Source organism: Embleya sp. AB8 (assembly GCF_049739465.1).
Lineage (GTDB): Bacteria > Actinomycetota > Actinomycetes > Streptomycetales > Streptomycetaceae > Embleya.
This window is the reverse complement of the sequence record NZ_JBMHHY010000044.1, coordinates 45,189-70,914: the sequence shown is the minus strand read 5'-3', so window position 1 is coordinate 70,914 and position 25,726 is coordinate 45,189. Positions and strand designations below refer to the sequence as shown.

Annotated in this window: 21 protein-coding genes; 9 read left to right on the top strand and 12 right to left on the bottom strand. The window is 71.8% G+C overall.

Annotated elements, in window-relative coordinates; all coding sequences use genetic code 11:
- Positions 1-238: 238 nt before the first annotated feature.
- Positions 239-1,426, bottom strand: coding sequence for an FAD-dependent oxidoreductase (locus tag ABIA38_RS42160; protein WP_424644315.1), 1,188 nt, complete (start codon positions 1,424-1,426; stop codon positions 239-241).
- A gap of 111 nt (positions 1,427-1,537) precedes the next feature.
- Here ABIA38_RS42160 and ABIA38_RS42155 point away from each other — a divergent pair, with 111 nt between their 5' ends.
- Positions 1,538-2,746 (top strand): ATP-grasp domain-containing protein, encoded by a 1,209-nt coding sequence (locus ABIA38_RS42155; RefSeq protein WP_424644314.1) that lies wholly within the window; start codon positions 1,538-1,540, stop codon positions 2,744-2,746.
- 9 nt (positions 2,747-2,755) lie between these two features.
- Positions 2,756-3,661, top strand: a complete 906-nt coding sequence (locus ABIA38_RS42150; protein WP_424644313.1) for a glycoside hydrolase family 16 protein — start codon at positions 2,756-2,758, stop codon at positions 3,659-3,661.
- A gap of 34 nt (positions 3,662-3,695) precedes the next feature.
- Here ABIA38_RS42150 and ABIA38_RS42145 read toward each other — a convergent pair whose 3' ends face one another.
- From ABIA38_RS42145 to ABIA38_RS42115, 7 genes are all read right to left on the bottom strand, one after another.
- Positions 3,696-4,541: a polysaccharide deacetylase family protein gene (locus ABIA38_RS42145; protein ID WP_424644312.1), complete on the bottom strand. Its 846-nt coding sequence runs from the start codon at positions 4,539-4,541 to the stop codon at positions 3,696-3,698.
- Positions 4,538-4,882 (bottom strand): hypothetical protein, encoded by a 345-nt coding sequence (locus ABIA38_RS42140; RefSeq protein WP_424644311.1) that lies wholly within the window; start codon positions 4,880-4,882, stop codon positions 4,538-4,540. The genes ABIA38_RS42145 and ABIA38_RS42140 overlap by 4 nt, the downstream gene beginning before the upstream one ends.
- Positions 4,879-7,671 (bottom strand): glycosyltransferase family 2 protein, encoded by a 2,793-nt coding sequence (locus tag ABIA38_RS42135; RefSeq protein WP_424644310.1) that lies wholly within the window; start codon positions 7,669-7,671, stop codon positions 4,879-4,881. Before ABIA38_RS42135 ends, ABIA38_RS42140 begins: the two co-directional genes overlap by 4 nt.
- The gene (locus tag ABIA38_RS42130; RefSeq protein WP_424644309.1) at positions 7,668-8,993 is read right to left on the bottom strand and encodes a lipopolysaccharide biosynthesis protein; all 1,326 of its coding nucleotides are present in this window, start codon (positions 8,991-8,993) and stop codon (positions 7,668-7,670) included. Before ABIA38_RS42130 ends, ABIA38_RS42135 begins: the two co-directional genes overlap by 4 nt.
- A complete protein-coding gene (locus ABIA38_RS42125; protein WP_424644308.1) occupies positions 8,990-10,279 on the bottom strand; it encodes a glycosyltransferase family 2 protein in 1,290 nt (429 codons plus the stop codon). Before ABIA38_RS42125 ends, ABIA38_RS42130 begins: the two co-directional genes overlap by 4 nt.
- A gap of 173 nt (positions 10,280-10,452) precedes the next feature.
- The gene (locus ABIA38_RS42120; RefSeq protein WP_424644307.1) at positions 10,453-11,271 is read right to left on the bottom strand and encodes a glycosyltransferase family 2 protein; all 819 of its coding nucleotides are present in this window, start codon (positions 11,269-11,271) and stop codon (positions 10,453-10,455) included.
- A gap of 246 nt (positions 11,272-11,517) precedes the next feature.
- Entirely contained in the window at positions 11,518-12,861 is a 1,344-nt protein-coding gene (locus tag ABIA38_RS42115) for a DUF5685 family protein (RefSeq protein WP_424644306.1), read from the bottom strand.
- A gap of 123 nt (positions 12,862-12,984) precedes the next feature.
- On the opposite strand from ABIA38_RS42115, the gene ABIA38_RS42110 reads away from it, so the two are divergent.
- The 4 genes from ABIA38_RS42110 to ABIA38_RS42095 all read left to right on the top strand — a co-directional run bounded on the left by ABIA38_RS42110 (position 12,985) and on the right by ABIA38_RS42095 (position 16,862).
- Positions 12,985-13,533 carry a hypothetical protein gene (locus ABIA38_RS42110; protein WP_424644305.1) on the top strand — a complete coding sequence of 183 codons (549 nt, stop codon included), beginning with the start codon at positions 12,985-12,987 and terminating at the stop codon, positions 13,531-13,533.
- 188 nt (positions 13,534-13,721) lie between these two features.
- On the top strand, positions 13,722-15,485 hold the full coding sequence (locus ABIA38_RS42105; protein WP_424644304.1) for a penicillin-binding transpeptidase domain-containing protein: 1,764 nt from the start codon (positions 13,722-13,724) through the stop codon (positions 15,483-15,485).
- A gap of 119 nt (positions 15,486-15,604) precedes the next feature.
- Positions 15,605-16,486: an acyl-CoA thioesterase gene (locus ABIA38_RS42100; protein WP_424644303.1), complete on the top strand. Its 882-nt coding sequence runs from the start codon at positions 15,605-15,607 to the stop codon at positions 16,484-16,486.
- A gap of 40 nt (positions 16,487-16,526) precedes the next feature.
- Positions 16,527-16,862, top strand: a complete 336-nt coding sequence (locus ABIA38_RS42095; RefSeq protein ID WP_424644302.1) for a glyoxalase superfamily protein — start codon at positions 16,527-16,529, stop codon at positions 16,860-16,862.
- A 12-nt stretch (positions 16,863-16,874) separates the two neighbouring features.
- Here the strand turns inward: ABIA38_RS42095 and ABIA38_RS42090 are convergent, their stop codons facing one another.
- The 4 genes from ABIA38_RS42090 to ABIA38_RS42075 all read right to left on the bottom strand — a co-directional run bounded on the left by ABIA38_RS42090 (position 16,875) and on the right by ABIA38_RS42075 (position 23,594).
- Positions 16,875-18,257 (bottom strand): HNH endonuclease, encoded by a 1,383-nt coding sequence (locus ABIA38_RS42090; RefSeq protein ID WP_424644301.1) that lies wholly within the window; start codon positions 18,255-18,257, stop codon positions 16,875-16,877.
- 102 nt (positions 18,258-18,359) lie between these two features.
- Positions 18,360-21,377, bottom strand: coding sequence for an NACHT domain-containing protein (locus ABIA38_RS42085; protein WP_424644300.1), 3,018 nt, complete (start codon positions 21,375-21,377; stop codon positions 18,360-18,362).
- Between the two features lie 281 nt (positions 21,378-21,658).
- On the bottom strand, positions 21,659-22,273 hold the full coding sequence (locus ABIA38_RS42080; RefSeq protein ID WP_424644299.1) for an LPXTG cell wall anchor domain-containing protein: 615 nt from the start codon (positions 22,271-22,273) through the stop codon (positions 21,659-21,661).
- A gap of 616 nt (positions 22,274-22,889) precedes the next feature.
- Positions 22,890-23,594 (bottom strand): TetR/AcrR family transcriptional regulator, encoded by a 705-nt coding sequence (locus ABIA38_RS42075; RefSeq protein WP_424644298.1) that lies wholly within the window; start codon positions 23,592-23,594, stop codon positions 22,890-22,892.
- 162 nt (positions 23,595-23,756) lie between these two features.
- On the opposite strand from ABIA38_RS42075, the gene ABIA38_RS42070 reads away from it, so the two are divergent.
- From ABIA38_RS42070 to ABIA38_RS42060, 3 genes are all read left to right on the top strand, one after another.
- A complete protein-coding gene (locus ABIA38_RS42070; protein ID WP_424644297.1) occupies positions 23,757-24,416 on the top strand; it encodes an FMN-dependent NADH-azoreductase in 660 nt (219 codons plus the stop codon).
- Positions 24,416-24,736 (top strand): DMT family transporter, encoded by a 321-nt coding sequence (locus ABIA38_RS42065; protein ID WP_424644296.1) that lies wholly within the window; start codon positions 24,416-24,418, stop codon positions 24,734-24,736. Before ABIA38_RS42070 ends, ABIA38_RS42065 begins: the two co-directional genes overlap by 1 nt.
- A 147-nt stretch (positions 24,737-24,883) precedes the next feature.
- Entirely contained in the window at positions 24,884-25,720 is an 837-nt protein-coding gene (locus tag ABIA38_RS42060) for an ABC transporter ATP-binding protein (protein WP_424644295.1), read from the top strand.
- Positions 25,721-25,726 lie beyond the last annotated feature (6 nt).

The following is a 25,726-nucleotide window of genomic DNA, read 5'->3' as shown; positions in this document are numbered from 1 at the left end:
GGCCACGGGCGCAGGGGGCCACCCCCGGAGACCGGGACCGCAACCCTGCGCCCCAAGCCCCGCAAACACCCCAGCCCGTCCGGCGCTTGAGGACAGGCAGGCCGCAGGCCGGCCACGGGCGCAGGGGGCCACCCCCGGAGACCGGGACCGCAACCCTGCGCCCCAAGCCCCGCAAACACCCCAGCCCGTCCGGCGCTTGAGGACAAGCGGGCCGCAGGTCGGCCACGGGCGCGGGGGGCTACCCCCGGGACCGGGCCGCAAGCACCGCGGCCAGGCGCCGGGAGGCGAATTCGGTGCCGTGCACGAACCGAAGCAGCGGCCCGAATGTGGTCGCCGCGGGCGGGCCGGTGACGTACAGGCCGGGCATGGTCGTCTCGAAGGACGCGGCCAGCGCAGGCAGTCCGCGCACCGTGGCGATGCGTCGACGCACGGCCGGGGCGAGGAAGTCGAGCGCGGCCAGGTCCACCCGGTAGCCGGTGGCGGCAAGCACGTGGTCGGCGTGTACCTCGCGCTGGTAGCCGGTCCGGTCCCGGAGCAACATCCGGGCCCGGCCGTCCGGTGCGCGCCGGGCCCGGGTGATCGTCTGCGCGTCCCGGACCGGGACCCGCCCGTCCAGCCGATCGCGCAACCACCACGCGGCCGACGGGCCGAGGATGCGCCGGGCCAGATCCGCCCGGACCCCGGAGGGCAGCAGGCGGAACGCGGCCGGCCCCCGGGCCGCGGCGGCGACCGTCCAACCGGCGCCCAGCGGCGAGTCCGGGGTGAGCCGGCGGGGCCGACCCGGCTCGGGCGGCGCCGCGAAGCGCACCCGATCGGCCCGGCCGAACACCCGCACCCGCGCGGCACCGCCCTCGTGCAACAACGCGGCGCTCTCCAGCGCCGATTGGCCCGAGCCGATCACCACGATGTCCCGATCCGCGCCGAGTTCGGCCAGGTCGGCGTGCTCGGCGGAGTGCGAGACCAGGTCGTCGCCGAGGTCTTCGAGCACGGCCGGGACGAAGCGGTGTGCGGCCAGTCCGGTGGCCAACACGACCGCGTCCGCCTCGACTTCCGGGCCGTCGTCGCGGCCGAGCACGAAGCCGTGCCCGGCCGGTTCGATGCCGGTGATCCGCACCCGCTCGACGTCCGGGACCAGTCGGTCGACGAACCACCGGCCGTAGTCCACGAAGGTGTCCCTGGGCACCGGCTGATCGCCCGTCAGCGGGCGTTCGCCCCGGGCCCGTTGGAAGGCGGCCAGGGTGTACCCCGGGCGCGGTGCGGCCAGCGAGGAGGCGACCGGTCGGGACTTGAGCAACATGCCGACCGGCATGTGGCGCCGCCAGCTCTCCATGGGTTCCCCGAACACCCGGGTGGTCACCCCGAGTTGACGTAGGTGGGCGGCGAGCGAGAGGCCGTAGGGGCCCGCTCCGACGATGGCGACGGTCATCACTGCGTCCTTCGGGTATTGAGCAGGGTGGGTATTCGACATGGATTGTTCGCTTATCCGGTGAAAGGTCCGCCCGCGCTGCTAGAAAGGTCCGGACGGGGAGGCGACGGCATGGATGTGCGACGAGTCGAGCTGGATCGATCGGTGCCGGCCCTGCTGTTCAAGGTCGGCCGCTATCCGCTGCACCAGGGGTCGGTCGGCGCGGTGCGCTCGCTCGGGCGCGCGGGCGTGCCGGTACACGCGGTGGTCGAGGACGCGTTCACCCCGACCGCCCGCTCCCGGCATCTGGCCCGACGGCACGTGTGGCCGACCACCGGCCTGGAGGACCCGGCGGCGCTGGTCGACCGACTGCTGCGGATCGGCCGCCGGTTGCCCGCCCGCGCGGTCCTGGTGCCCACCGACGACGAGGCGGCACTGCTGGCCGCCGGCGCCCGGGACCGGCTCGCGGAGTGTTTCCTGCTGCCCGAGATCGACCCGGAGTTGCCCGCCGGACTGGCCGGCAAACGTGGCCTCTACGAGCGCTGTCTGGCCCACGGGGTGCCCGCGCCGGACACCCGCTTCCCCGCCGATGCCGAGCAACTCGTGGCCTTCGCCGACGAGTTGGGCTACCCGGTGGTGGTGAAGAACCCGGCGCCCTGGGAGCGGCTGCGCACCCCCGTGGTCGCGGGCACCACCGTGGTCCCCGACCGCCGTTCGCTCGTCGCGCTGGTCGGGTCGCCGCGTGGAGTGTTGTTGCAGTCCTACGTACCACGCGAGTTCGCGCAGGACTGGATCGTGCACCTGTACGCCGCGCCGGACGGGCGCTGCGCACCGGTGTTCACCGGCCTCAAGCTGCGCTCCTGGCCGCCGCACGCGGGGGTGACCACATACGCCCGGGCGCTGGCCAATCCGGGGCTTGCCCGGTGCTCGGCCCGGTTGTGTCGGGCGATCGGCTATCGCGGACCGGCCGATCTGGACTGGCGGCTCGATCTGCGCGACGGGCGCTACAAACTGGTCGACTTCAACCCGCGGGTGGGCGCCCAGTTCCGGATGTTCGAGACCGACCGCGGGCTCGACGTGGTGCGCGCCCTGCATCTGGACCTGACCGGTCGGCCGATCCCGTCGGGCGTCCAGCGCGAGGGTCGGCGCTATATCGCGGAGCATCTCGACGTCGCGGCGTTCGTGGCCTACCGGGGTCGAACGGGGGCGCCCGGGCGGCCCGGTTTCCCGCCGGATCGGGGCGGTCTGGAGCCGGCCTGGCTGGCCCTGGACGATCCGCTGCCCGCCGCGGTGACCGCGGTTCGCGCGCTCGGCCTGGCGATCCGCCGGTGCGGGCGCTGAGGGGGTGGGGTGAGCGGGACGGGGATCTTCGGAACGGCCGGGCGGCGCCGGGTCGTTCGGCTGCCGGCGGCGGTGCTGGTGGCGGTACTGCTGGCGAGTTGTACATCCGGCCCACCGAACCGGCCCGGTCCGCCCGGCAGTTCGTCCGCCGGTCCGTCCGGTGGTGCCGCCGGCGGTGCCACCGGCGGGCCGAGTGCCGGGCCGCGGCCGCTGTTCGCCGAGGACTTCACCGGTTCGGGGCTCGACTCCGAGCGCTGGGTGACCTGCTACGACTGGAACGTGGACGGCTGCACCAACGCGGGCAATCACGAGCAGCAGTGGTACCGGCCCGAGCAGGTCCGGGTGCACGACGGGCAGGCGATCCTGACCGCGGTGCGCCGCCGCACGACCGGGGCGGACGGCACCGTCTACCCGTGGGCGTCGGGCATGTTGTCGACCGGGCGGCCGAGTTGGTCGGGTCGGCCGCGGTTCACCTTCACCTACGGCCGGGTCGAGGCCGAGTTGATGCTGCCGGGCGAGCCGAACTCGTTCCCGGCCTTCTGGCTGATGCCCGCCGCGCGCCGCACACCTCCCGAGTTGGACGTGATCGAGCTGATCGGCCGGGACCGATCGGCCCGGACCACGGCGCACTGGACCGAACCGAACGGCCGAGCGACCGCCACGTCCCGAGCCTCGCCCGCGCGCGACTGGTCCGCGCGGTTCCACCGGTTCACCCTCGACTGGACGCCGGATCGGGTGACCTGGGCGATCGACGGCGAGCAGGTGTTCGAGGTGACCGATCCGGCGCAGGTGCCACACGAGCCGATGGAGGTGCTGTTCACCCTCGCGATGGGCTACCCGGAGCCGGTCGCCGACGACGTGGCCGGCGCGGAGCTGCGGATCCGCGCGGTACGGGTCTGGCCGCCGCCACGCTGAACACGCGTCCGTCCCGGATGGACCGGCCATCGCCTCACCCGACCCGACCGGGCAGCGGATCGGGGTGCCCGTGCCGCTGCCCTGGATCGCGGTGTCCCCGCCAACGCGCCCGGGCCCGCCGCCAGGCCCGCCAGGCCGGGGTGGCCGGCCCGTCCCGAAACGGCGCGACCCGACCACCCGCGCCGGCCAGCCAGGTGTCCAGCCGGGCGACGTCGGTATCGGCGCGCACCATCAGCCGGGAGATCCGCCACGGATCGTCCTCGCGCGAGCTGTGCGCGTCGCGCACGGCCATCGCGGTGCGATATCCGGCGTGCCGCACGGCCGCCCGCACGGCGGCGTTGTTGTAACCGAACGGATAGGCGAACGAGCCGATCGGGCGCTCCAGTTCGCTCTCCAGGCGGTGCCGCGACCCGACGATCTCCCGGTGCATCGAGTCGATCGGGAGGGTGTCGAGTTCGCGGTGGGTACAGCCGTGCGCGCCGATGCTCAGGCCCGGCGCGTCGGCGATCTCGCGCAGCACCCGCCAGGTGAGCATCGCGGCGGGCGGCAGCGGCGGGCGGGCGGTGGGCGACATCGCGTCGGTGGTGACGTAGAGCGTGGCGGGCAGGTCACGTTCGACCAGTTGCGGCAGCGCGTACCGGGCGAAGTCGGCGTAGCCGTCGTCGAAGGTGATCAGCACGCTGTCCCGGGGCAGGTCGCGGCCGCCGTGCAGGGCCTCGGTGAACCGGTCCAGGTCCACCGGGACCCGCCCGCCGGCCAGCACCCGGTCCAGGTGCCGGCCGAACTCGGCCGGCCCGATCGTGAACGGCGCGAGCCACGACGGTGGATCGTCGTGTACCGAGTGGTAGAGCAGCACCGGTACCGCGGCCTCGGATCTCATTCGTGCTCCCTTCGGGACGCGGATGTGCCCGCGGCGGTGCGGATCAGCGTCGCGGTGGTGGTCAGGCCGGCGAGGGTGCCGAGCACGCGCGGGCCGGAGAAGGCGCCGGCGAGCAGGTATGCCTCGGCGGTCAGCGCGCCCAGCGCGGCGCTCCCGGCCACCGCGGTGACCGCCGTGGCCAGTCCGGAGCCGGTGTCCCCGGCGAGTGCGTAGCCGGGCCCGACGGCCAGGAAGGCGACCACGACGAGGACGCGCAGCGGGTGTCCGGCGGGCAGTTCGAGCGTGGCGAAGGCCGCCCAGCCGGCCGCGGCGGGCCACCCGGCGCGGATCGGGCCGGTCACCGCGGCGGCACCGATCGGGGTGCGGTCGGGCGGGGTGTCGCGGCGACTCCCGTGGTTGCGGGGTTGATCCGGTAGATCACCGCGTCCCGGTCGTGCCGCAGCAGGGTGAAGCGCGGGGCGGTGGAGAGCGCGCGGTCCAGCCGGTCGAGGGTGCCGGCCGGGAGCAGGCCGGTCTGTTCGCACTCGGCCCGCTGACCGGCCGTCAGGAACAGGTACCCGGTGGCGCCGCCGTACTCGTCGGCCAGTGCGCTCAGTCCGGCCACCGGATCGCGGACCACGCCGGCTCGCAGCTCGGGCGTCTCCATCGCGAACCAACGGTGTTGCTGCCGCTCGTAGTCGGCGTAGGCGCCGGGGAAGTTGTTGGTCGCCGCGACGATCAGATCGCCGGGCGCGGACACCGAGGCCAACCACCGCCGGGCGGCGATCTCGCCATCGGTGAAGTGGTTCTGCCGCTCCTTGCCGTAGTAGCCGAAGACGAACCCGGTGAGCAGCAGCGCGAACACCGCCGGGAGCAGCAGCGCGCGCGGGCGCGGTCCGCGCCGGTCGCCGAACAGCGGGGCGAGCCACGAGGCGATCAGGAACGCGACCGCGGGCAGCGCGAACAGGTAGACCCGGAAGATGATTTCGCCGCCGTACGCGCCGGCCGCGAGCAGCGGGAGCGGGGCCAGGGCCAGGAGGGTGGCGGGCGAGTGGCGCAGCCGCGGGGTGCGGATCAGCGCCGCGCCGGCGAGCAGGACCACACAGACCGTCAGCGCCCGGTCCACCCGGGCGACCAGCACCTGCCCCGGCTCGGCGCTGCCCAGATTCACCATGCCGGCGTGCGCGTTGGCCCGGAACTCGCCGAACTGGTCCCAGGACGCCCCGAATTGCTCGAACACGAAGGATCGGGCCACGGTCAGGTCCCAGCCGAGCACGGCTACCACGGTCAGCCCGAGCAGCGGCAGGGCCACCCGGCGGTACGCGCGCGTGCAGGCAAGGGCGGCGGCCGCGACGGCGAGCATCAGCGGGGTGAGCTGATGTACCGTCACCACCGCGAGGACCAGCGGCGCGCACCGGGCCAGGGTGGCGAGCGGGCGGCGGTCGCGGTCCAGGACCAGCGCCAGGATCGTCACGTACAGCACGAATGCGAAGGTCTGCGGCGCGAAGTAGTCCTGGCCGACCCACGCGGTGCCGAAGTAGATCCACACCGCCGCCCAGGCGATCCGCCGGTTGCGGGTGAGGGTGCGATACAGCAGCAACAACGGCCCGATCAGCAGCAGGTCGAAGGCGAGCGGCGACCAGGTGGCGATGGTCTGCGCGTCGTGCGCGCCGACCGCCCGAACGACGCCGGCCGCCGCCGCGAAGAATCCGGGCCACTCGTGATACGGCGTCAATTCGCCCGCGTGCGGGAGGGTTCGGCCGGTGCGCAGGAACTGGTCGACCACCTCGACGTGTTTCCATGCCCACGCGTAGCGCAGGTGTTCGTACAGCACGGCGGGGGTGGCGTGCAGCATGGTCACCAACGCGCCGGTGTACAGCGCGTATCGCGGCGCCCGGGTGGCCCGGTCGAGCAGGCCGGCCGCGAACCCGGCGGTGAGCAGGCCCAGTGCGCACCAGAACGGCACGGGCAGCACGTCGAGCAGCCCGAGTCCGCCCATCCGGTCCACCGCGACCGGCAGCCGAACCGCCAGGATCCACAACACCATCGCGATCGGCAGCGCGAGCACCCCGAAGGCGCGGAACGCGAGCGCCGCCGGGGTCGGCGGCGGATCCTGCCCCAGGCCGCGCAACCGGCCCGCCGCGTAGCCGAGCGCGGTGGTCAGGACACCCAGGACCAGGGCCGGGATGGTCGCCTTGGGCGGTCCCGGATCCGGGGCGAACGGCCGGACCAGGGCGCGTGGGATGGTCGAGGCGAGGTAGGCACGCTCCGCCGCCAGCGCCCGATCGGTGCCCGCGTGCCGGCCGACCGCCGCCTTGGACAACCCCTCGGCCCAGCAGCGGGCCCGAAAGTAGCGCCAGGTGCAGCGCGCGGCGGGCACCCGGTGGCGGACCACGGCGGCCGGTTCGTAGCCCAGCCGGCCGCCGCGATGGCGGGCCGCGGCGCGGATGCACAGCTCGGTCTCCTCGCCGCCCAGCGGCCGGGTGCCGATCCGGCCCAGGTCGGTCCGGAAGCCGCCGATGCCGAGCAGCACGCGGCGCCGGAAGGACATGTTGGCGCCGATCAGGTTGCGTACCGGCGCGGCGTGTTCGGGCATGCCCCGGTAGGTGCAGCCGACCACCCAGTCGAACTCGGCCGGGAACCAGGTGGGTCGCCCGGTGTCCCAGTTCGGCCGGATCCGGCCGCCGACGCCGAGCACATTCGGGTCGGCGTAGCCGTCGAGCAGGCGCATGGTCCAGTCGGGTTCGGCCACCGCGTCGTCGTCGAGGAAGGCGACGATGTCGCCACGCGCCCCCTCGACGCCGGTGTTGCGCGCTCCGGACAGGCCGCGTCGGCCGCGATTGCGCAGCACGGTGACGTCGGGGAAGGCGCGGGCCGCGCGGGCGGCGAGTTCGTGGCAGTGGTCGGCGACCAGGATGGTCTGGGCGGGCGGTTCGTCCTGGGCGCGGATCGAGGCGAGGGCGGCGGTCAGATCGTCCCAGCGGTCCATCGTGTACGCGCAGACGATCACGGTGAGGGTGGGCCTGGGCCGGGTGTGGTGGGCGGGTGGTACGGCGCGGCGGGCGCGCGCGCCGGCCCGCTTCGCCGCCGCCTCCTCGGCCCGGATGGCGACCCAGGCCAGGCGCCGGGTGCGCGGTGGGGTCTCCGTCATGCGGGGCTCCTCCCGGGGGTGGTGGGCAACCAGCTCCGGCGGGCGGCGAGGAGGGCAAGCGCAGTGGCGGTCTGCGCGCCGAGCCAGGCGACGCCGGCGCCGAGCACGCCGAGCAGGGGCAGCAGGGCGACGGTCAGGCCGAGCACGGCGGCGGCCAGGCCGGCCTGGATGGCGACCACGACGCGCATCCGGCCCAGGACGCGACAGGCGCTGATCGCGGTGGCGACCACGAGGTGCGGAAGGGCGGACAGGGCCAGGAGTTGCAGGAGCGTGGACCCGTTGCGCGCGTAGCCGGGTCCGAAGACACGCAGGACGAGTGGCGCGCCGGCGACGAGAGCGGTGATCGCGAGTGCGAGCAGTGCTCCGGTATGCCGGAGCACCCGCCTGCACCCGGCGCCGAGCCCGGCGGTCCCGCCGGCCGCCTCGACCAGCAGGGACGCGCCCATGTTGAGCCCGACCAGGTAGAGCGTGTTCGCGACCACCCAGGCCAGCGAGAAGTAGGCACTCTCCCGGGCCCCGGCCTGCTCCAGCACGATGATCGGCGGCAGCGTGGTCGCGGCGAGCCAGCACAGGGTGCCCAGGTAGTCGGCGCCGGCGTAGCGAACGACCGCGCGGCCGGGGCGAAAGCGGGTGGCGAATCCCGCGCGGATGGGTGCCTCGGCCGCGGCCACCGCCTCGGCCCGATCGTGCTCGGGCAGCAGGCGCGCGAACAGCCGGGCGTCGACCGTGATCAGGGTCGCCACCAGCGCCAGGGTCCAGGACAGCAGGATGCCCAGCGTCGGGAGCGGCGCGGCCAGTGCCGCGACGAAGGCGATCTTGGCGATGGCGAAGCCGCTGTTCTTGCCCACCACCAGGCCCGGTCGGCGCAGTCCGGTGAGCGCGCCGTCCTGGAGGGCGAACAGCGCGTAGGCCACGGTCGTCGCCACGAAGCAGCCGCCGGCCGCCGGCGCGCGCAGAAATCCCAGGCCGGGTGCGCACAGCGGGATCAGCGCGAGGAAGCCGAGTACGGCCACCAGCGTCGCGCCGCACGCGGCGGCGTACGCGGTCTGGATCAGTCCGCGCCGGTCCGCGCCCGGTTGCGGCAGGAAGCGGACGAGCACGTTGGCCAGGCCGAGTTGGCCCAGCCCGGACAACAACATCATCGCGGACACCGCGGCGTAGGTACGGCCCACCGTCGCGTCCCCGTACCAGCGCGTCGCCAACGCCCAGTAGCCCGCGCCGAACGCCGAGGTCATCAGCGAACCCACGGTCAACACATGGCCGTTGCGCAGCAGCGGATCCACCCGGAGCCGGACCGGCCGGCAGACCTGGGCCTGCGTCACCGCCCGGGCCCCGCTTGATCGCCGGGCCACGCCCGGTCCGGGGCCTGCGCACCGTCCCCGGCCCGCGTTCGTCCCCCGGGCTCCTCCTTCCACGGCGCGCACACCCCCCGCATCCGCATCCGTGAGCGCACGTAGGCCGGCGGTCCTGCGGCCAGCGCGCGGCGTTCGAGGCCGATGAGCGAGGCGGGCCAGGGGACTTCGGGTCGCCCGGGGGCGCGGGTGCGGGCCAGCGCGTACCGGATCCCGCCGGGCAACCGCCGGGCCAGCGCGCCGAGCATGCGCGGCTCGCGCAGTACGGCGGCGGTCAGGTAGGCGCCGAGTCCGGTGCCGTGGCCGCGGACCTGGCGCACCACCGCGGCCGGATCGGCCCGGTGGCGGTGCCAGATCAGCGCGCCCGGTTCGTAGCCGATCCGGTGCCCGCGCACGATGGTCCGGAAGAACGCGAGCAGATCGTCCCCGCCGCGCGCGGGTGTCCCGACCCCGGTCGCCGGGTCGAAGCCGCCCAACTCGCGCAGTACGTCGGCCCGAAAGGCCATGTTGGCGCCCGAGCCGAACCGGCCGGCAGTGAACGGGAACAGCGGGTCGGCCGCCGGCGGCACCCGGCCGTCGTACAGGACCGGTGCGAATCCCTTGGCGTAGCCCCCGTGGTGATGCAGCATCAGCTGTGCGGGGGTGCGCAGTTCGGCGGGCAGGATCAGCCCGGTGACGCAGCCGGGCCGGCTCGGCTTGGCGAACCCGGCGACCAGGGCGGCGACCCAGCCCGGGTCGGCGAGTACGTCGTCGTCGGTGAACGCGAGCAGTTCGCCGGTCGCGGCGGCGATGCCCCGGTTGTGCGCGACGGCCAGGCCCGCACGCGGTTCGCACACATAGCGCACCAGGCCCGCGCAGCCGCCCCGGACCACGCTCGCGGTGCGGCTGGTGGTGGGCGCGTTGTCCACCACGATCAGTTCGAGGTCGGGGTAGGTCTGCCAGACCAGCGTCCGCAGGCACGCGGCGAGTTGCTCGGGCCGCTCCCGGGTGGCCACGATCACGCTGACTCGCGGGCCGGCGGCGGGGTATCGCGGTGGTTCGGGGGCGGCGGCGGGCGTGCCGAAGCGGGCGAGGGCGCGGGCGACCAGTTCGTCCGGGTCGGCGGTGGGCAGTTCGAGGTCGAGCAGGCCAACGGGGGTGCCCGCGTGCCGGACCAGGGCGAGGACGGCGCCGGCCGGACAGTCGGCCGGTTCGCCGTCGGGCGTGCTCAGCCTGGGCACGGCGCCGGCGGCCAGGTCGACGACCAGCACGCGCACGGGCTCGTGGGGACCGCTGGACGACTCGGCCGCCGCCGTCTTCGTCCCCGACCCCGGCCCCGACCCCGGCCCCGCCCTCGGCCCCGCCTTCGTCCCCGCCTTCGTCCCCGGCTCGGCCGGGCGCTGCCTGGGGATCCGCGGCATCGGGGTCGGTTCGCGGTCGCGGCGCGGCGTCAAGCGTCCTCCCCAGGGCGCCGGACCGAACGCGCGCCGCCGTGCTCGCGCAGCACGGTCCGCAGCACCCGGTGCCCGTCGCGCAGCGCGTTGAGATTGGATCGGCCGCTGCGGCGCGGGAGTTCGAAGCTGGGCACCTCGGCGATCCGCAGTCCCGCGCGCAGCGCCCGGACGATCATCTCGGCCTCGATCTCGAAGCCGGTCGAGCGCAGGTCCAGGTGTTCCAGGAAGCACCGGCGGAACGCGCAGAAGCCGTAGCACAGATCGGTGAGCCGATAGCCGTAGAGCCGGCTGACCAGCACCATCAGCGCGTGGTTCCCGAGGCTGCGCACGGCGGTCAGGTCGAGCGATCCGCCGCCGCCGACGAAGCGGGAGCCCTTGACGAAGTCGTAGCCGTTGGTCAGGAAGTGCACGTAGTGCGGGATCTCCTGGGGCGACATGCTGCCGTCGGCGTCGATGGTGATGATGATGTCGCCGGTCGCGTGCCGGAACCCGGTCCGCAGCGCGCTGCCCTTGCCCTGGCCGGACTGCCGGATGACCCGCGCGCCGGGCAGGTAGCGGCGGGTGATCAGCGACGTGGCGTCGGTGGAGTCCCCATCGATCAGCAGGACTTCGTCGACGCCATCGGGTATCTGCTGGAGCACCCAGGGCAGGTTGCGGGCCTCGTTGCGGGCGGGGACGACCAGGGTGACCCGATCGCGGGGCACCGGGTCCGGGTCTGACAGTGCCGACCCGGTGCGCAGCGGTCCGCCGCCGGGCAGTTCGGCGATGCGGGCCAATGGGCGTTTCGCGTGTGCCGCGTGCGTCGTGTCGTGCATGATCGGCCCCCTCCCGTCTGCCGTGCGCCCCGGGGGACGCACGGCATCGGGCCGGCGAAACCGGCCCGAGATCGGTGACACCGGGTGTCGACGGAACGACACCTGGTCATCGCTGATCGTGGTTGGGTGGCGAAAGCAGGGTCAATCGGACCGAAGATGCTTTGCCAAGACGTTACGGTTGGGCGTTTCTACCGTCGAATACCAGTTCGGCGACTTTTTACGGGTATGCCGAGAGCCGCCGTTCGATCAGCAGTCGCAGCACCCACAACACTCCCCGCACTCACAGCAGGTGCCGCAGCCGTCACAGCCGTCACAGCAGTCCCCGCACTCGCACTTGCGGCAACACCCCTGCCGTTGGCGGCCGGTGCACGGGTCCTCGAACGTCTCCCGGCAGCACCACTGGCAGGTGCAGCACAGTCCGGCCCACATCGCACACGCGACGAGCGGGTTGTGCCCGCGCGGCGGCGGTGGTGGTGGGGTCGGGCCGCCGGGCGGGCCCCACGGGTTGTTCGGGTCGTAGGGGCTGCCGGGCGGCTGCTGGTAGGGCGGTTGCTGGTAAGGCGGTTGCTGGGTCGGCGGCTGTTGGTACGGCGGTTGCTGATTCGGCCAGGACCCCGCCGGCCGTGCGGCGAGCCGGGGTTCGGACCGCTCGCCGTGCTTGGCGCAGCCCGTACCGTGTTTCCCGCCCGCCGAGCAGGACGGCGACTCGACCGGGAAGCCCGCGTGCCGGAACGACCGGTCGATCGCCTCCTCCACCTCGTGGACGAGCAACCGGTGGGCGAGCGCGCCATTGACGAACTCCACCTCGGCCAGCGCGAGTCGGATCCCGGTCGCGGCATCGCGGCACAGCCGGTACGCCTCGTCCGGTCCGGTCCGGGTGGCCGACAGCGGATTCCAGGCGCCCGCCGCCCGGTCCGCGTGGATGTCCTCGACCGCGTCCAACAGGTGGGCCAGCCGCCCGAACAGCCGACCCGCCTCGGCCAACGACTCGGCGTTGTCCGGACGTTCGGCCAACACCGCGGTGTGCGCGAACGCCGCACCGGTCGCCGTCTCGGTCGGCTCGGTCACGGTCAGTACCGAAACCCCCGGCCCGGCCAGCGCCTCGACCTCGACCTGCCGATCCACCGCGTCGACCAGCACGGCGGTGTCGAAGCCGACGTCCAGGGCCGCGCCGGCGCCCTGCCGCGCCCAACGATCGGCCACCCGACGGGCACCGCCCGCCACCGCGCGCCGCCGGTACACACCGTCCCCGTCGTCGATGTGGTCGCGCATCTTCGCCGACGCGAGCACCAGCGACACCGCGCCCGCGAGCCGCGCGCCCTCCCCCATCGCCACCTCCGCGCGCCGCATCGCGCGCAGCGGACAGGGGCCGGCCTTGCGCCGCCCGTCCGCGGTCGGTCGGGCGGACTGCGCCTCGACCAGTACCGAGACGATCAATCCGTCGTAATTGGTGGCGACGCGAGCCGCCTGTCCGTGGTCGTCACGCAGCGCGAGACACATGCCGCACAGGTGCGCCATCCACTCGCTCTGCAGTTTCTCCGAAAGTCGGTGCCGGCACGGCCGGATGATCCCGAACAACCCTCGCCCCATTCACTGCGCCGATCCGCTCCCCCCTCAGACGGATCACCCTACTGATGACCCGTCACCCCCGCCCGGGATCGGGATTCGGGGCCGGCCCCCCGGTGGATTCGGCGCGGTCCTAGGATCCGCTGCGTGACTGCATCGGTACGGATACTGGTCGTCTGTAGTGGGAACATCTGCCGCTCCCCCGTGGTCGAGGCGATGGTGCGCCGCCGGTTGGCCGGATCGGCGCTGCCGGCCGAGGTCTCCTCGGCGGGCACCATCGACTGGAACGCCCGGCCGATGGCGGACAACAGCGCGCTGGTCCTGGTCGAGTACGGCATCGAGCCGCCCGCCCATCGCAGCCGCAAGCTCACCGGCGAACTGCTGCGCGCGGCCGACCTGGTGCTCGGGATGTCCCGCGAACACCACTGGGCGATCGAGGCATTGGCCCCCGACGCGCTGCCGTACACCTTCCTGCTCGGCGAACTCGTGCGGCTCGGCGAGCGGTTCGGCCCGCGCGGTGAACTCCCGTTCGCCGACTGGCTGGCCGAGGTGGACGCACTGCGCCCGCCGACCCGGTTGGCCCGCCCGGCGGACGAACTCGACGATCCGATGGGCGAACCGCTCGAGTCGTTCCGGGCGATGGGGGCACGGGCGGACGACCTGACGGGGCGGCTGGTGGCGTTGCTGACCGGGTGATCGAGGTGCTCGACGTGATCGAGGCGGTCGAGGCGGTCGAGGTATTCGACTTGCCCGACGGCTCGAATATTCGAACAGATGATCTTTCTTCGCGGTGGCGAAAGACCCCCTGAGCACACCGACCTTTTGGCTGCCCCGTACACTCACGCTCCCGCCGAGGGGATCGGCGGTTCCGGGTGGGGGTGGGTATGCACGACGCGGAGCACAACCGGGGCGAAGAACACGTCTACGACCACGAGTACCGAGGTCACGACCAGTTCGCGGAGGAGCGGCAGGACGAGCAGCAGGACGAGCGGTACGACACACATCGGCGCAGAACCGGCTGGGTGTTTCTCGGGTTGGCCCTGTTACTGGTGATCGGCACCGGCTACGGGGCCTATTCGTTTCTCAAGCAGGACGATTCGTCCGCGTCGCCGACCGCCGGGGCGCCCGGTACCGCGTCGGCGAATGTGGTCGAGCAGAGTCCGCGCAATGCCGCGCGGCGCTTCCTCGGCGAGTGGCAGGCGGGCAACTGGACCGCTGCGGGCACCCTGACCACCGATCCGGCGGCGGCGAGCGGGACCCTGGTCGGGCTGAACGACGGGCTGCGGGTGACCGGCCGCCGGCTCACCGTGGGCGAGGCGCAGCCGGCGCACCCCGACGGGAGCATCCCGGTGGGCTTCGAGGCGCGCCTGACGCTCAACTACGCGGGGGACTGGACGTACACGGGCACCGTCACTGTCGCCAAGACGCCCGACAAGGGCTACCTGGTCGGTTGGGCGCCGACCGCGCTGCACCCGGAACTGACCCCGGCCACCCGGCTCAAGCTGGTGCCCAACCAGGGCAGCGTCGGCGGCGAGATCCTGCGGACCAAGGACGGTACGGCGTTGTCGCCGACCGAGTATCCGTCGCTGGCCACGATCCGTACCGGCCTGGCGAGCAAGGCCCGGCCGGGCGAGGACGCCAAGGTCGGCGGCACGGTGCTGCTGGTCGACGCGGCGTCGAGCGCGTCGGTCAAGCAACTCGGCACGGTCGGCGAGGTCCAGACTGCGGCGCCTCGGGAGGGCGGCGTCAAGACCACGCTGGACGCGGGCCTCCAGGCGGCGGCCGAGCGGGCGATCAAGGGCGAGTCGCGGACCGCGTCGCTCGCGGCGGTGCGAATCGGTACGGGTGAGATCGTCGCGGTCGCCAACAACCCGGCGAACGGCCCGAACAACGCGTTCCTGGGCACGACCCCGCCCGGTTCGACGCTCAAGATCGTCACCGCGGCGACGCTGCTGAGCAAGGGCGCGGTCGGCCTGGACGACAAGGTGGGCTGTCCCGAGTCGGCGAACGCGGGCGGCATGCGGTTCACCAACTCCGAGGGCCGCTCCTTCCCGGACGGCACCTTCAAACTCGCCTTCGCGCAGTCCTGCAACACCACGATGGCCAACCTGTCGAGCAAGCTCACCGGGAACGACCTGGCCACGATGGCGCACGACTGCTTCGGCATCGGCGGCGACTGGAAGACCGGGATCGTCTCGTTCGACGGCCGGGTGCCGGCCGCCTCCGGCGACACGATGAAGGCGGCGAACATGATCGGCCAGGGGCAGGTACAGATGAACCCGCTCACCATGGCGTCGGTGGTGGCCACCGCCAAGTCCGGCACGTTCCGGCAGCCGTACCTGCTCGCCGACCAGGACCAGGGCCGGTGGCACGCGCCGCGCGAACTGCCCGCCGGGGTCAGCGGCCAACTGCGCACGCTGATGCGGTCCGTGGTCACCGAGGGCACCGCGCAGAACGCCCTCGGCGGCCTGAGCGGCGACGTGGGCGCCAAGACCGGCACCGCCGAGGTGGGCGGCGGCAAGCCGAACAACGGCTGGATGGTGGCCTACCGGGGTGACATCGCGGTCGCGGTATGGGTCGAGGGCGGCATCACCGGCGGCCAGTCGGCGGGGCCGATCGTCAGGTCGTTCCTGGCGGCGGCGGGCTGAGTGCGGGGCGTGCGCGCGGCGGGGCGGGTCGGGCCGGGTGGGACGACCGGCCGGCTCGCCGCGGCCCGCCGGGCCGACGCCCCCGGGTGCCACCGGCCGCGCGGGGGCGATGGTCCATCATGGGCGATGTGACCGAACACGATCTTGCCGCCGAGGGCCCGGGCCGGGCCGAGACCTTCCTCGACCTGCTGCGCCTGGAGCAGATCGAGGAGAACATCTTCCGGGGCTGGTGCCACGCCGGCGCGCCGCTGCGCGCGTTCGGCGGCCAGGTCGCCGCGCAGGCCCTGGTGGCGGCGGGCCGCACGGTGGTGCCGGATCGACACGTGCACTCGCTGCACAGCTACTTCCTGCGCCCCGGCAGCACCACAGCGCCGATCGTCTACGAGGTCGACCGGGTCCGCGACGGGCGCTCCTTCGCGACCCGGCGGGTGACCGGCGTACAACACGGCGCGGCGATCTTCACCCTGTCGGCGTCCTTCAAGGTGACCGAGGAGACCCCGGAGCACCGCCGCGCGATGCCCGACGTCCCGCTGCCGGAGGACCTGCCGGACCCGTACGAGAAGTTGTCCGCCGAGGAACGTGCCCACTACGAGGAGTCGCAGACCCGCCTGCTGATGGACCTGCGCTTCGTCCCCGAGGACCGGTCGCCGGGCACCCACTTCGTCGACGGCATCCCACATCAAAGGGTATGGATGCGCGCGGCGAAGCAGCTCCCGGACGACCCGCTGATGCACGTATGCGGACTGACCTACATGTCCGACCTCACCTTGGCCGGCACCGCGGCCAAGCCCTACATCACCAACCCGGCCACCCTGCAGATGGCCTCCCTCGACCACGCGGTCTGGTTCCTCCGCCCCTTCCGCGCCGACGAATGGCTCCTCTTCGCCCAGGCCTCCCCCTCCGCCCAGGACGCCAGGGGCCTGGCCATGGGCGAGTTCTACAACCACGACGGCGTCTTGGTGGCCTCGGTGGTCCAGGAGGCGGTCATCCGGCAGCGGTAGCACGGCGCGGGTGACACCTCGGCCTGGCAGAGTGCGGGCCATGAAGGAACAGGCAATCCCGATCCTGCGCGTGGTCGACGCCGCCGAGTCCGTCCACTGGTACGCCCGCCTGGGCTTCGCCAAACAATGGGAACACCGCTTCGAACCGAACCTCCCGGCCTTCGTGGAGGTAGCGAGAGGCGAGGTAAGCCTCTTCCTCAGCGAACACACCGGCGACGCGACCCCCGACACCCTGATCTACCTCCGGCTGACCGACATCGCCCCGGTGGCCCGCGAGTTCGGGGTACCGATCGAACAGGCACCCTGGGGACAAGAACTCGAGCTGACCGACCCGGACGGAAATCGGCTGAGACTCGGCACGCCGACCGACGGTTGAACCGGACCGGCATCAATCCGAGGCGAAGCACCGCTCGCGATGGTAGGCAAGATGCACCTCGTCGATCTCGTGAGCCGAATTGCACCGCAACTTTCCGACCTCGGCGTGGTCCTCGGTGCGCCGGACCATCCCGTGCGGGTCCACATAGATGGCCAGGCCGTCGAACAGAACATGGTGGTTCGGGCACAGGCACAACAGGTTCGCCAACTCGTCGGGGCCGTTGTGCGGTCTCCCGAGCCCACGAATATGTGCGGCCTGGCTCGAGGTCCCGGAACGTATCCGCAACTGCAGGCCGCACACCTGGCACTCGTCGCCATGCAACGCCTTCACCTTGCGGGCGAGCGCACCATCGCGAATCAACTGCCACAACAACAACTCGCGCCGGGTCACCGGCTCCGCCGCCGTCGACCTCACGACCGAGGTCGTGTGGTCCAACAGCCCGAGCGCATCGTGCAGTTCGTGCCCGCCGACGGTGTCCGTACCCGCGATGGCAGTAATGGCTTCCAGCCGCTCGAAGAGCTCCTCGGCCAACACCTCGGCCTCGGTGATGAGCCGACCTCGGACCGGACCAGCCTCGTCGGTTTCCGTCGAGACGGCCGGGTCGACATGTGCGGTCTCGCCCGAGGCCGACGTCGACACGTTCTTCGGACCCTTCTCGGGGGACCCGGCTTTGGGTCGGCGAACCCGCGGAAGCGAAGGGCGTCCTTCCTCGACCCATTCGCGCCAGGCCCGTGGCGCAGCTGTCAGCGCTTGCTCCGAGGACAGCTCCGGATTGCGACGGTCTACGATCCAACGCCAGTCGAGGCGACCGTTTTCGAGCGGGACCAGGGAAATCTCATAGGCGTAGTTGGGGAACACGGGTCCGTCCGGACCGCCTCCCTGTTCGACCCGCTCGGCATGCCGGATGAGCCCGACACCGTCGAACCGCACCTGACCCTTTTGCTTGCCTCTTCGTTGGCCGGTACCGGGCACCGAACTGAAGATCAGCAACGGTTCGGCGACCCGCCGGTCCCCGCCTACGAGCGCAAGTTGGCGTCCCCAAGCGGCCAGCAGTACCGCATTGCCCGCGGTCGTACCCACGCGCTGCCGTTGTCCCGGCTTGTGGTCGCCGTAGTACCGAAGTCCCGCACCGTCCTGGTGAAAGTGATCGTGCCACGGGGTCTCTACGGTGCCGAACTTCCAGTGGCTCAACCGGATCAGCACCGCCGGGCGGCGTTTGCCGTCGACGGCGTCGATCCCGGCGATGCCATTGATCCCGGCCTCCAGCATGGCTCTCTTGCCGCCCGGAGTGTCCGTGACATGCCAGAAGTTGGCCAGGTCCTCCACTGTCTCCGGAGCGGGGTCCTTCGTCTTGGCATACCGATATTCCTTGCCGACTTCCAGAAACGAACCCACTCCGGCCCCGCTTTCCCCGACTTCGCCGCTGAGATCCGCTCACCCTGCCATGCCCTTCGAGGCCGGTCGAGCAGCAGCGCTTGCGCCGAGTCGGGCGCGGCATCAGTCGGCCGACATGCCGACCTGGAGTTTGAGTCGGCCGCCGGTGATGTGTTCGGTGAGTGGGCCGAGGTGTGGCCGTTGGGATTCGTCGATTCGAAGCCAGGTCAGGTTCGGGAGGGCGGCCAGGGGAGTCAGGTCGGTTACGTGGGCGTCGCAGATGCCCACGGTGCCGAGTCGGGGCAGCGCCGCCAACGGGGTCAGGTCCGTCACCGGCGAGCCGTCCACGTACAGGCAGTCGAGGCCGGTCAACCCACGCAGCGGACCCAGATCGGTGACCAGGGTGTCGGCGATGCCGAGCGTCTCCAGCCTCGGGTACTTCGTCAGACCGGACAGATCCGCGATCGGTGTGTGATGCAGGATCAGGCACCGTAACTTCGGGGCATCGGGCAGGACTCCCACCTCGTGCAGCGGCTCGTCGTTGAAGTGCAGGCTGGTAATCCAGGGGAACCGGGACAGTATCCTCGGACCGGAAAGCTGAGCGCACCCGAGGGTCAGCGAGGTCACTCCCGGCAACTCGACCAACGGGCTCAGGTCCGTGATTCCGGTGCCGACCATTCCGAGCGACTCGAGGTTCGGGAGCGCGGCGAGCGCACGTGCGGGTATCTCGGACATCTCGGCGGGGAGGTACACCGTCCGCACATCGGCGCGGCCCGCCAGCAGTTCCAGGGCCGCCGAATCCGGAACCTCCAAAACGCAGTTCTCGAAGCCCACGTACTTCAGAACGGTCTCGTAGTACCTCTCCCGATCCGTCAGTGTGCTCCACACGGTCATCAGGTCCAACCGGATCGCGGACCACTTCCGGTCTCGAAAGCGAGCCAGCAGGGGGATCACCGCATCGCCACCGATCGTCCCCGCCGTATGCACGATCCTTCGAGCGTCCTGATCCGACAGCCGCCGATCCCGGGTCAGGTCGACGAGCAGATCGATCACGAACTCCCCTGCGGCGGCCAGTTGACCGGCCGCGTCCCAACCCTTCGGTGGTAACAAATCGGCCGTTTCGGCCCGGAATCGGGCCGCCCGTTCCGGGTCCACCATGCCCACGCCGGATACGCACGCGGCGCCCAGTAGCCACAACCGGTCGCGGTGCCCCGGGTCGGGCTCGGCCTCTGCTCGGGTGATCAGGCCGTCCAGTAACTCCCGTTGCCGGGACGGGTCGTCCTGGGTGCGGGCGACGGCCATGATCAGTACGTCGTGGTACAGCGGGTCGTGCGCGTGGTTGATCAGGTGGTCCAGGTGCTCGGCGCGGATGATCTCCAGCGCCGCGAGGTAGTCCTGAAAACTGGCGTGCCGGAACTCGAAGACGTCCAACTCGGGTTCCTGGAGCAGGCCGCTGCGCGCAACCAGGCTGTCCAGTACCTCGCGTGCGGTGTACGGCGGTTCGACCGTCTGCCGGAATCGGGTCAGCACATCGGCCACACACCCGGTCGCCACCCGGAGGGTGATCGATCGGCGGCCGTTGAGCGTCATCCACATCGCCAGCGCGGCGAGCACCTTCTCCATCTGCGTCGGCTGGAGCCGCACCCGGGTGGTGGCGATCCGCCGGGCCCGTTCCCGGCCGCCGAGCAACATCGCCATCGCCGATCGGTACAACTCCGTCCGGCCCTCCGGGAGCGCCTGATCCGCGTGCCGATGCAACGCGCACATCAGCGCGCACAGCAGCGGATTCGTGCCGAGCCGGGCCAGATCCCGGCGGCGGTCCAGGGTCCGCTTCAACTGCTCGGCACAGGCGCCCAGTTCGCCGGGATCACCGGGCTGCGCCCGATGCCAGCGGTCGACGAACAGCTCGACCTGCGCGCTCGACATGGCCTGCAGCTCACCGGCGACGAACCCGGCCTTTCGCAGCCGCAGATGCCGCCGCTCGGACAATACCCTCGGTCGGGAGGTGAGCACGTAGGCCGCGTCCGGGTAGTCCACGCACAGCTGTTCCAGCCAGTCCAGTGCGTCCGCCCGGTGTTCCTCGGGCAGTTCGTCCACGCCGTCGACGAAGACCACCGCCCGACCGGTACGCAGCCGGCGGGCCGCCCAGCCCGGGGGCTGCTCGGTTCCGAGCGTGGATCCGGACGCGGTGACGAAGTCGGCCGGCTCCGGCAACACCAGTCGATCGTCCGCGACCATCGTGCGCAGCTTCAACAGGAACGGCGCCCGGTCGGTCCAGGAGGCCAGTCGCGGCGGGAGGTCACCGGAGGCGACGTGGACGGCCAACCGCCGCAGCAGTGTGCTCTTTCCGGACCCGGCCGGCCCCTCCAGAACCATCCGATCGCTGCGCGCCAGCGCGTCCTCCAACAGGCTGCGCGCGGTCTCCGCCCGGGCCGCGTCGTCGTCCCATCGGCGCCGCGGCCCGGGTTCGCGGCGGGTTTGCACGACCAGGCTCACATACGCGGTGGTCAGCTCGTATGTGCTCTCCTCCGAGTCAAGTTCGGTGACCCCGAACAGCCGGGCCTGGTCCAGCTTCGTCCGCAGGCCGGCGCCGTATCGACGGCCGAACTCCGCGTCCTGTGCCTCGATTTCCGGCACCCGCCGCAACAACTCGGCCTGGTCGGAGGACTGTCGGACCAGGGTGCGGGCCAGAAACTCGGGCTGTTTGGTGAAGAAGTCCACGATGTGCAGGCAACATTCGTCCAGCAGCGCGTCGTAGAGCGGCGTCCCCGACTCCGGCGACCGCCCCGCACGGGCCGCCAACCGCGCCCGCAACACGGCGGGATCGAGCCCGGCCGCCTGTACGTCGTCCATCGTCACCGCGGCACCGAGGGTGACCACCACCGCGGCCACGATCCGCTCGCCCTCGACGGGTGTCAACCGCGCGAAGTCGCGTTCCACGTCGGTGAGTCGCCGGGTCAGTGCGCCCGTCAACCGCTCCACATCACCCGCACCGACCCGCCGCGGCACCCGACGCCGAGCCACCCGATCACCCATCCGAACCGGATCCTCGACCAACCGCGCCCCGGGCGGCGGGGCGGTGAGCCGCCGCAACGCCCCCACGACCGCCGTGGCAAGCAGCCGCCCCTGTATCGGATCCACGTGATGCCCCCGATCCCGAACCCGATCCCTGACCCGCGATCGCCGAACCGGCCCTCTCGACGCCGTCCCGACGCCGTCTCTTCGAGTATGGGCGCGGTCGGCGCCGGCGCGCGTGGGGTTACCGAATCCGGGTGCCGGGGCGGAGGTTGGGATGCGTGGAGATGGCGCCGTCGGGAATGGGGTGGTCGTGCACAACGACGGCGGCCGTGGCGCTGGGCCCAACTCGCCTACCCGGCCGGGAAGGTCGGGAGTTCGGCATCGTGTTGGGTGGCCCCGGCGGTTCAGTGGGTACGTCGGCGCCTGGCGGTGACCAGGGCGGTGCCGCCGACGACCACCAGTACGCCGCCGCTGAGCAGCAGGGGCAGCGCCGTGGCACCACCGGTCTTGGGCAACGAGGCCACCTGCGGCCCGCCGGTCGTGGCGGGCGGCGTCGTGACCGGGGTGGTGCCGGGTGCCGAAGTAGGCTCGGCAGTAGTGGTCGGTGTCGCACCGACGATCTTGAACGTCCGGACCACATCGGCGGTTGCGGGAATCCTGAACACCCAGGGGTTGATGCTGCCGGACGTGACGCCGGACGGAGTCGAGGTCTCGACCGTCACGGAAAGTCCGATGACGACCTTCTCGCCTGCGCGCAGGGGGTCGGGTAGGTCGACGGTGCCGAGCAGCAGCGCCTCCGTGTCGGTGAGCGTGAGCGTCCGCGGCGATCGACCCGGAAGGGTGTAGCGGACCACGAAGTCCTTCGACTTCGCGTGCGTACCATCACCGCTCAGCTCGAGCGCGATCCCGATCTGCAGCCCGTCGATGCTCTGTTTCGTGATGTTGGTGATCGTCATGCGGCTTTCGAACGTCTCGCCACGGGTGACGGTCGATGGAACATTGTTGAGGTCGAGCGTCACCCTGGGCTTGTCGGGGTCGCCCGGGCTCGGCTTCTCCGTGGGGGCGGCGGTCTTGGTGGGGGTGGTCCCGTTCGTGGGAGGAGGCGTGGTCTTGCCGCCACCCGGCGTCGCCGATGCGGACACCGACGGGGACACCGACGGGGACGTCGACGCAGGAGTCGACGGGGATGCCGACCCGTCGGCGGGGTGCGCGGCGGCGACGGCCCCGGGGAGGCCGAGCGCGGCCAGGATCGCGACCGGCGTACCGATCGCGAATATGCGGGCAGATGAGATCATTTCGGACCTACGCATGACAGAGTCGTCCCTTGTCTCGAAAACGAGGCTGCAAAAACGCGAACCCGGCGCCCGGGCACGGTCGGAGTAGGTGTCCTTCGGGCCCGGCGGATCGCCGCCGCCCGACTTCCACTCTCAATCCCATAGACGCGCTTCCCTCGACCTGGTTGCGCCCAACGCCGCGTCGAGCACCCTCGAACCGGTCGAAGCGGGAATCAGTGGGAATCAAAGGGAATCAGCGAGGATCAAGACCACACCTCGAGACGCAGCTCCCGGTCAGCGGCGGGCATCGAATCCCCCATCCCCCGGACACCGCCGCCGTTTCGACCGGGCCCGCCACCCCTTACTCCCGCACCGCCCCCGACTCCGACTCCGACTCCGACCCCGACCCCGACCCCGCCAGCACCCCCCGCCCAAGCTCCGCCAGTGCCGCCTTGATCCGGTCCACCGAGATGCCCTGTTCTCGCTGTCGCCGGTACAGCTCCGGGGCCAGCGGGGCCAGCAGCACGTCGGCCAGCGTGTCCGGGTCCGGCGTTCCCGCTGCCAGCAGGCGTACGTGGGTGTACCAGAAGTCGTAGGCGCCCGTCCGGTAGCGGGCCGGGCCCGTTTCGGCGCCCAGCAGCAAGTGCACGTGACGCTCAAGGAGTTCGACCATCGCCGCGTAGAAGGCCGCCAGGCGCTCTGCCGGGTCTGTCTCGTCCGGGCCCAACGGCGGTGCCCCGCGCAGGATTTCGTGTTGCAGCGCGCGTTCATGCGCGTCCAACAGCGCCCGTGCGATCGAGGCCCGGTCCGGGTAGCGGCGGTACAGCGTCCCCCGCCCGATGCCCGCCGCCTTGGCGATGTCCTCCATCGTCACCTCGGCCGGATCGCCGGAGGCGAACAGCTCCTCCGCCGCGGCCAGTACCCGCGCCCGGTTGCGCGCGGCGTCCGCACGTTCGCGCGGCGGCGCCGCTCCGGCCGCTCCGGCCGCTCCGGCCGCGGCGACCGGAAGCCCGGTGAGCAAGTCCGTGCGTTCGGCACTTTCGGGGTCTTCGGTGCGCTTGGTCATGATCGCCACCCTAGTCGTCGAAGTGATCAAACGGACGGTGCGTCCACTTAACCAAATCCAGATCGACCGAACAAGTGGACGCGGCGTCCACTTATCTATTACGCTCTCGATCCGGGAAGTGGACAGTCCGTCCACTTACTCACGACAGATCGGGAGCTCTCCGTGCCTCACCTCCTCCACCTCGACTCCAGCGCCCGTGCCGACTCCTTCTCCCGTACCCTCGGCGCCGCCTTCGCCGACGCGTGGCGGGCCGCCCGGCCCGACGCCGGCTACACCCATCGCGACCTCACCGCCGACCCCATACCGCCCATCGGCCAGGCCTGGACCGAGATCTGCGACACCATGTTGCGCGAGGGCATCACCGAGATCGCCGACTATCCGCAGGCCGTCCGTACTCCCGAGCAGCGCGCGGCCTGGGCCACCGTCGAGCCGTTGCTGGCCGAACTGGTGGCCGCAGACGTGGTGTTGATCGGTGCGCCGATGTACAACTTCGGCGTACCGGCCCAGCTCAAGACCTGGATCGACCAGGTCACCTTCCCCAGGATGTCGCTCGCGCCGCGCCGGTTCGTGGTCGCCTCGGCGCGCGGCGGGTCCTACCTGCCCGGCACTCCTCGGGCGCCGTTCGACCACCAGACGCGCTACCTCGTGGACTTCTTCGCCGGGCACTACACGATCGCGGACACGATCGTGCTCGGTACCGAACTCACCAACTCGCTCGTGGACCCCAAGCTCGCCGAGCGCCGGGGGCAGCACCTGTCCTCGCACGCGGAAGCGCTGGCCGGCGCCGCGGAGTTCGGGCGTTCACTGGTACAGGGGTACTGATGGCCTGGCTGATTCTGCTCGGTGCGGGCCTCGTCGAGGTCGTCTGGTCGCAGAGCATCAAACCCACCGAAGGATTCACCAAACCACTGCCCACGCTGGTCTGCTTCCTGCTCGGCGCGACGGCGGTATATCTGCTCTCCGTCGCGATGCGCGACCTGCCCGTGGGCACCGCCTACGCCGCGTTCACCGGGATCGGTACGGTCGGCGCGATCACCCTCGGCATCACCGTCCAGCACGACGCGCTCGGCGTGGGCCGCGTCGCCGCCCTCGTGCTGATCGTGGGCGGCCTGATCCTGGCCCGATTGACCTCGACCGCGTGACCCCCGAGGGGAACCGCCGCCCCACAACAAAGGACGCCCAACATGCAACTTTAGTGACACCACCGGCCACGTTCGCGGCTATCAGCCGTACCCGCCGGCGGCGGAGGCTGGGACATGTCAGGAACCCCATGCCAAGGAGCACACCGCATGTCTCCCGGAAACCGCCGGCGCCCCCCGACCATCACCTCCCCGGCGCACGGGCCCGCCGAGCCCGACGCCTATCAGCGCATCGATCACGACGATCGGGCCAAGGGCAGCGCGGCCAGTTCCCGGTCCCTGACCAAGTGCTACGGCGACGGCGAGACCCGCGTGGTCGCGCTCGACGAGGTCGACGTGGAGATCGGCCGCGGCCGGTTCACCGCGATCATGGGCCCGTCCGGGTCGGGCAAGTCGACCCTGATGCACTGCCTCGCGGGCCTCGACTCGGTGACTTCCGGCCACAGTTGGATCGGCGACACCGAGATCACCGGCCTCAAGGACAAGGAGTTGACCAAACTCCGCCGGGACAAGATCGGCTTCATCTTCCAGGCGTTCAACCTGCTGCCCACGCTGACCGCCCTGGAGAACATCACGCTCCCGATGGACATCGCGGGCGTCAAGCCGGACAAGGCCTGGCTGGACAACGTGATCGAGACGGTCGGCCTGCGCGACCGCCTCAAGCACCGGCCCAGCGAGCTGTCCGGCGGTCAGCAGCAGCGCGTCGCCTGCGCCCGGGCGCTGGCGAGCAAGCCGCAGATCATCTTCGGCGACGAACCGACCGGCAACCTCGACTCGCGCTCCGGCGCCGAGGTGCTCGGCTTCCTCCGCAACAGTGTCAACGACCTGGGCCAGACCATCGTGATGGTCACCCACGACCCCAACGCGGCGTCCTACGCGGACCGGGTCCTGTTCCTGGCCGATGGTCGGGTCGTGGACGAGATGTTGTCGCCGACCTCGGACACGGTGCTCGCGCGCATGCAGCGCTTCGCCCGCTCTGCGAACTGAGGCACC

What these genes read in the sequence shown, in the direction of transcription:
- ABIA38_RS42105 (WP_424644304.1), top strand. Translation starts at nt 13,722, where the DNA reads ATGCACGACGCGGAGCACAACCGGGGCGAAGAACACGTCTACGACCAC.
- ABIA38_RS42095 (WP_424644302.1), top strand. Translation starts at nt 16,527, where the DNA reads ATGAAGGAACAGGCAATCCCGATCCTGCGCGTGGTCGACGCCGCCGAG.
- ABIA38_RS42145 (WP_424644312.1), bottom strand. Translation starts at nt 4,541, where the DNA reads ATGAGATCCGAGGCCGCGGTACCGGTGCTGCTCTACCACTCGGTACAC.
- ABIA38_RS42120 (WP_424644307.1), bottom strand. Translation starts at nt 11,271, where the DNA reads ATGCACGACACGACGCACGCGGCACACGCGAAACGCCCATTGGCCCGC.
- ABIA38_RS42065 (WP_424644296.1), top strand. Translation starts at nt 24,416, where the DNA reads ATGGCCTGGCTGATTCTGCTCGGTGCGGGCCTCGTCGAGGTCGTCTGG.
- ABIA38_RS42160 (WP_424644315.1), bottom strand. Translation starts at nt 1,426, where the DNA reads ATGACCGTCGCCATCGTCGGAGCGGGCCCCTACGGCCTCTCGCTCGCC.
- ABIA38_RS42075 (WP_424644298.1), bottom strand. Translation starts at nt 23,594, where the DNA reads ATGACCAAGCGCACCGAAGACCCCGAAAGTGCCGAACGCACGGACTTG.
- ABIA38_RS42060 (WP_424644295.1), top strand. Translation starts at nt 24,884, where the DNA reads ATGTCTCCCGGAAACCGCCGGCGCCCCCCGACCATCACCTCCCCGGCG.
- ABIA38_RS42155 (WP_424644314.1), top strand. Translation starts at nt 1,538, where the DNA reads ATGGATGTGCGACGAGTCGAGCTGGATCGATCGGTGCCGGCCCTGCTG.
- ABIA38_RS42115 (WP_424644306.1), bottom strand. Translation starts at nt 12,861, where the DNA reads ATGGGGCGAGGGTTGTTCGGGATCATCCGGCCGTGCCGGCACCGACTT.
- ABIA38_RS42135 (WP_424644310.1), bottom strand. Translation starts at nt 7,671, where the DNA reads ATGACGGAGACCCCACCGCGCACCCGGCGCCTGGCCTGGGTCGCCATC.
- ABIA38_RS42100 (WP_424644303.1), top strand. Translation starts at nt 15,605, where the DNA reads ATGGGCGATGTGACCGAACACGATCTTGCCGCCGAGGGCCCGGGCCGG.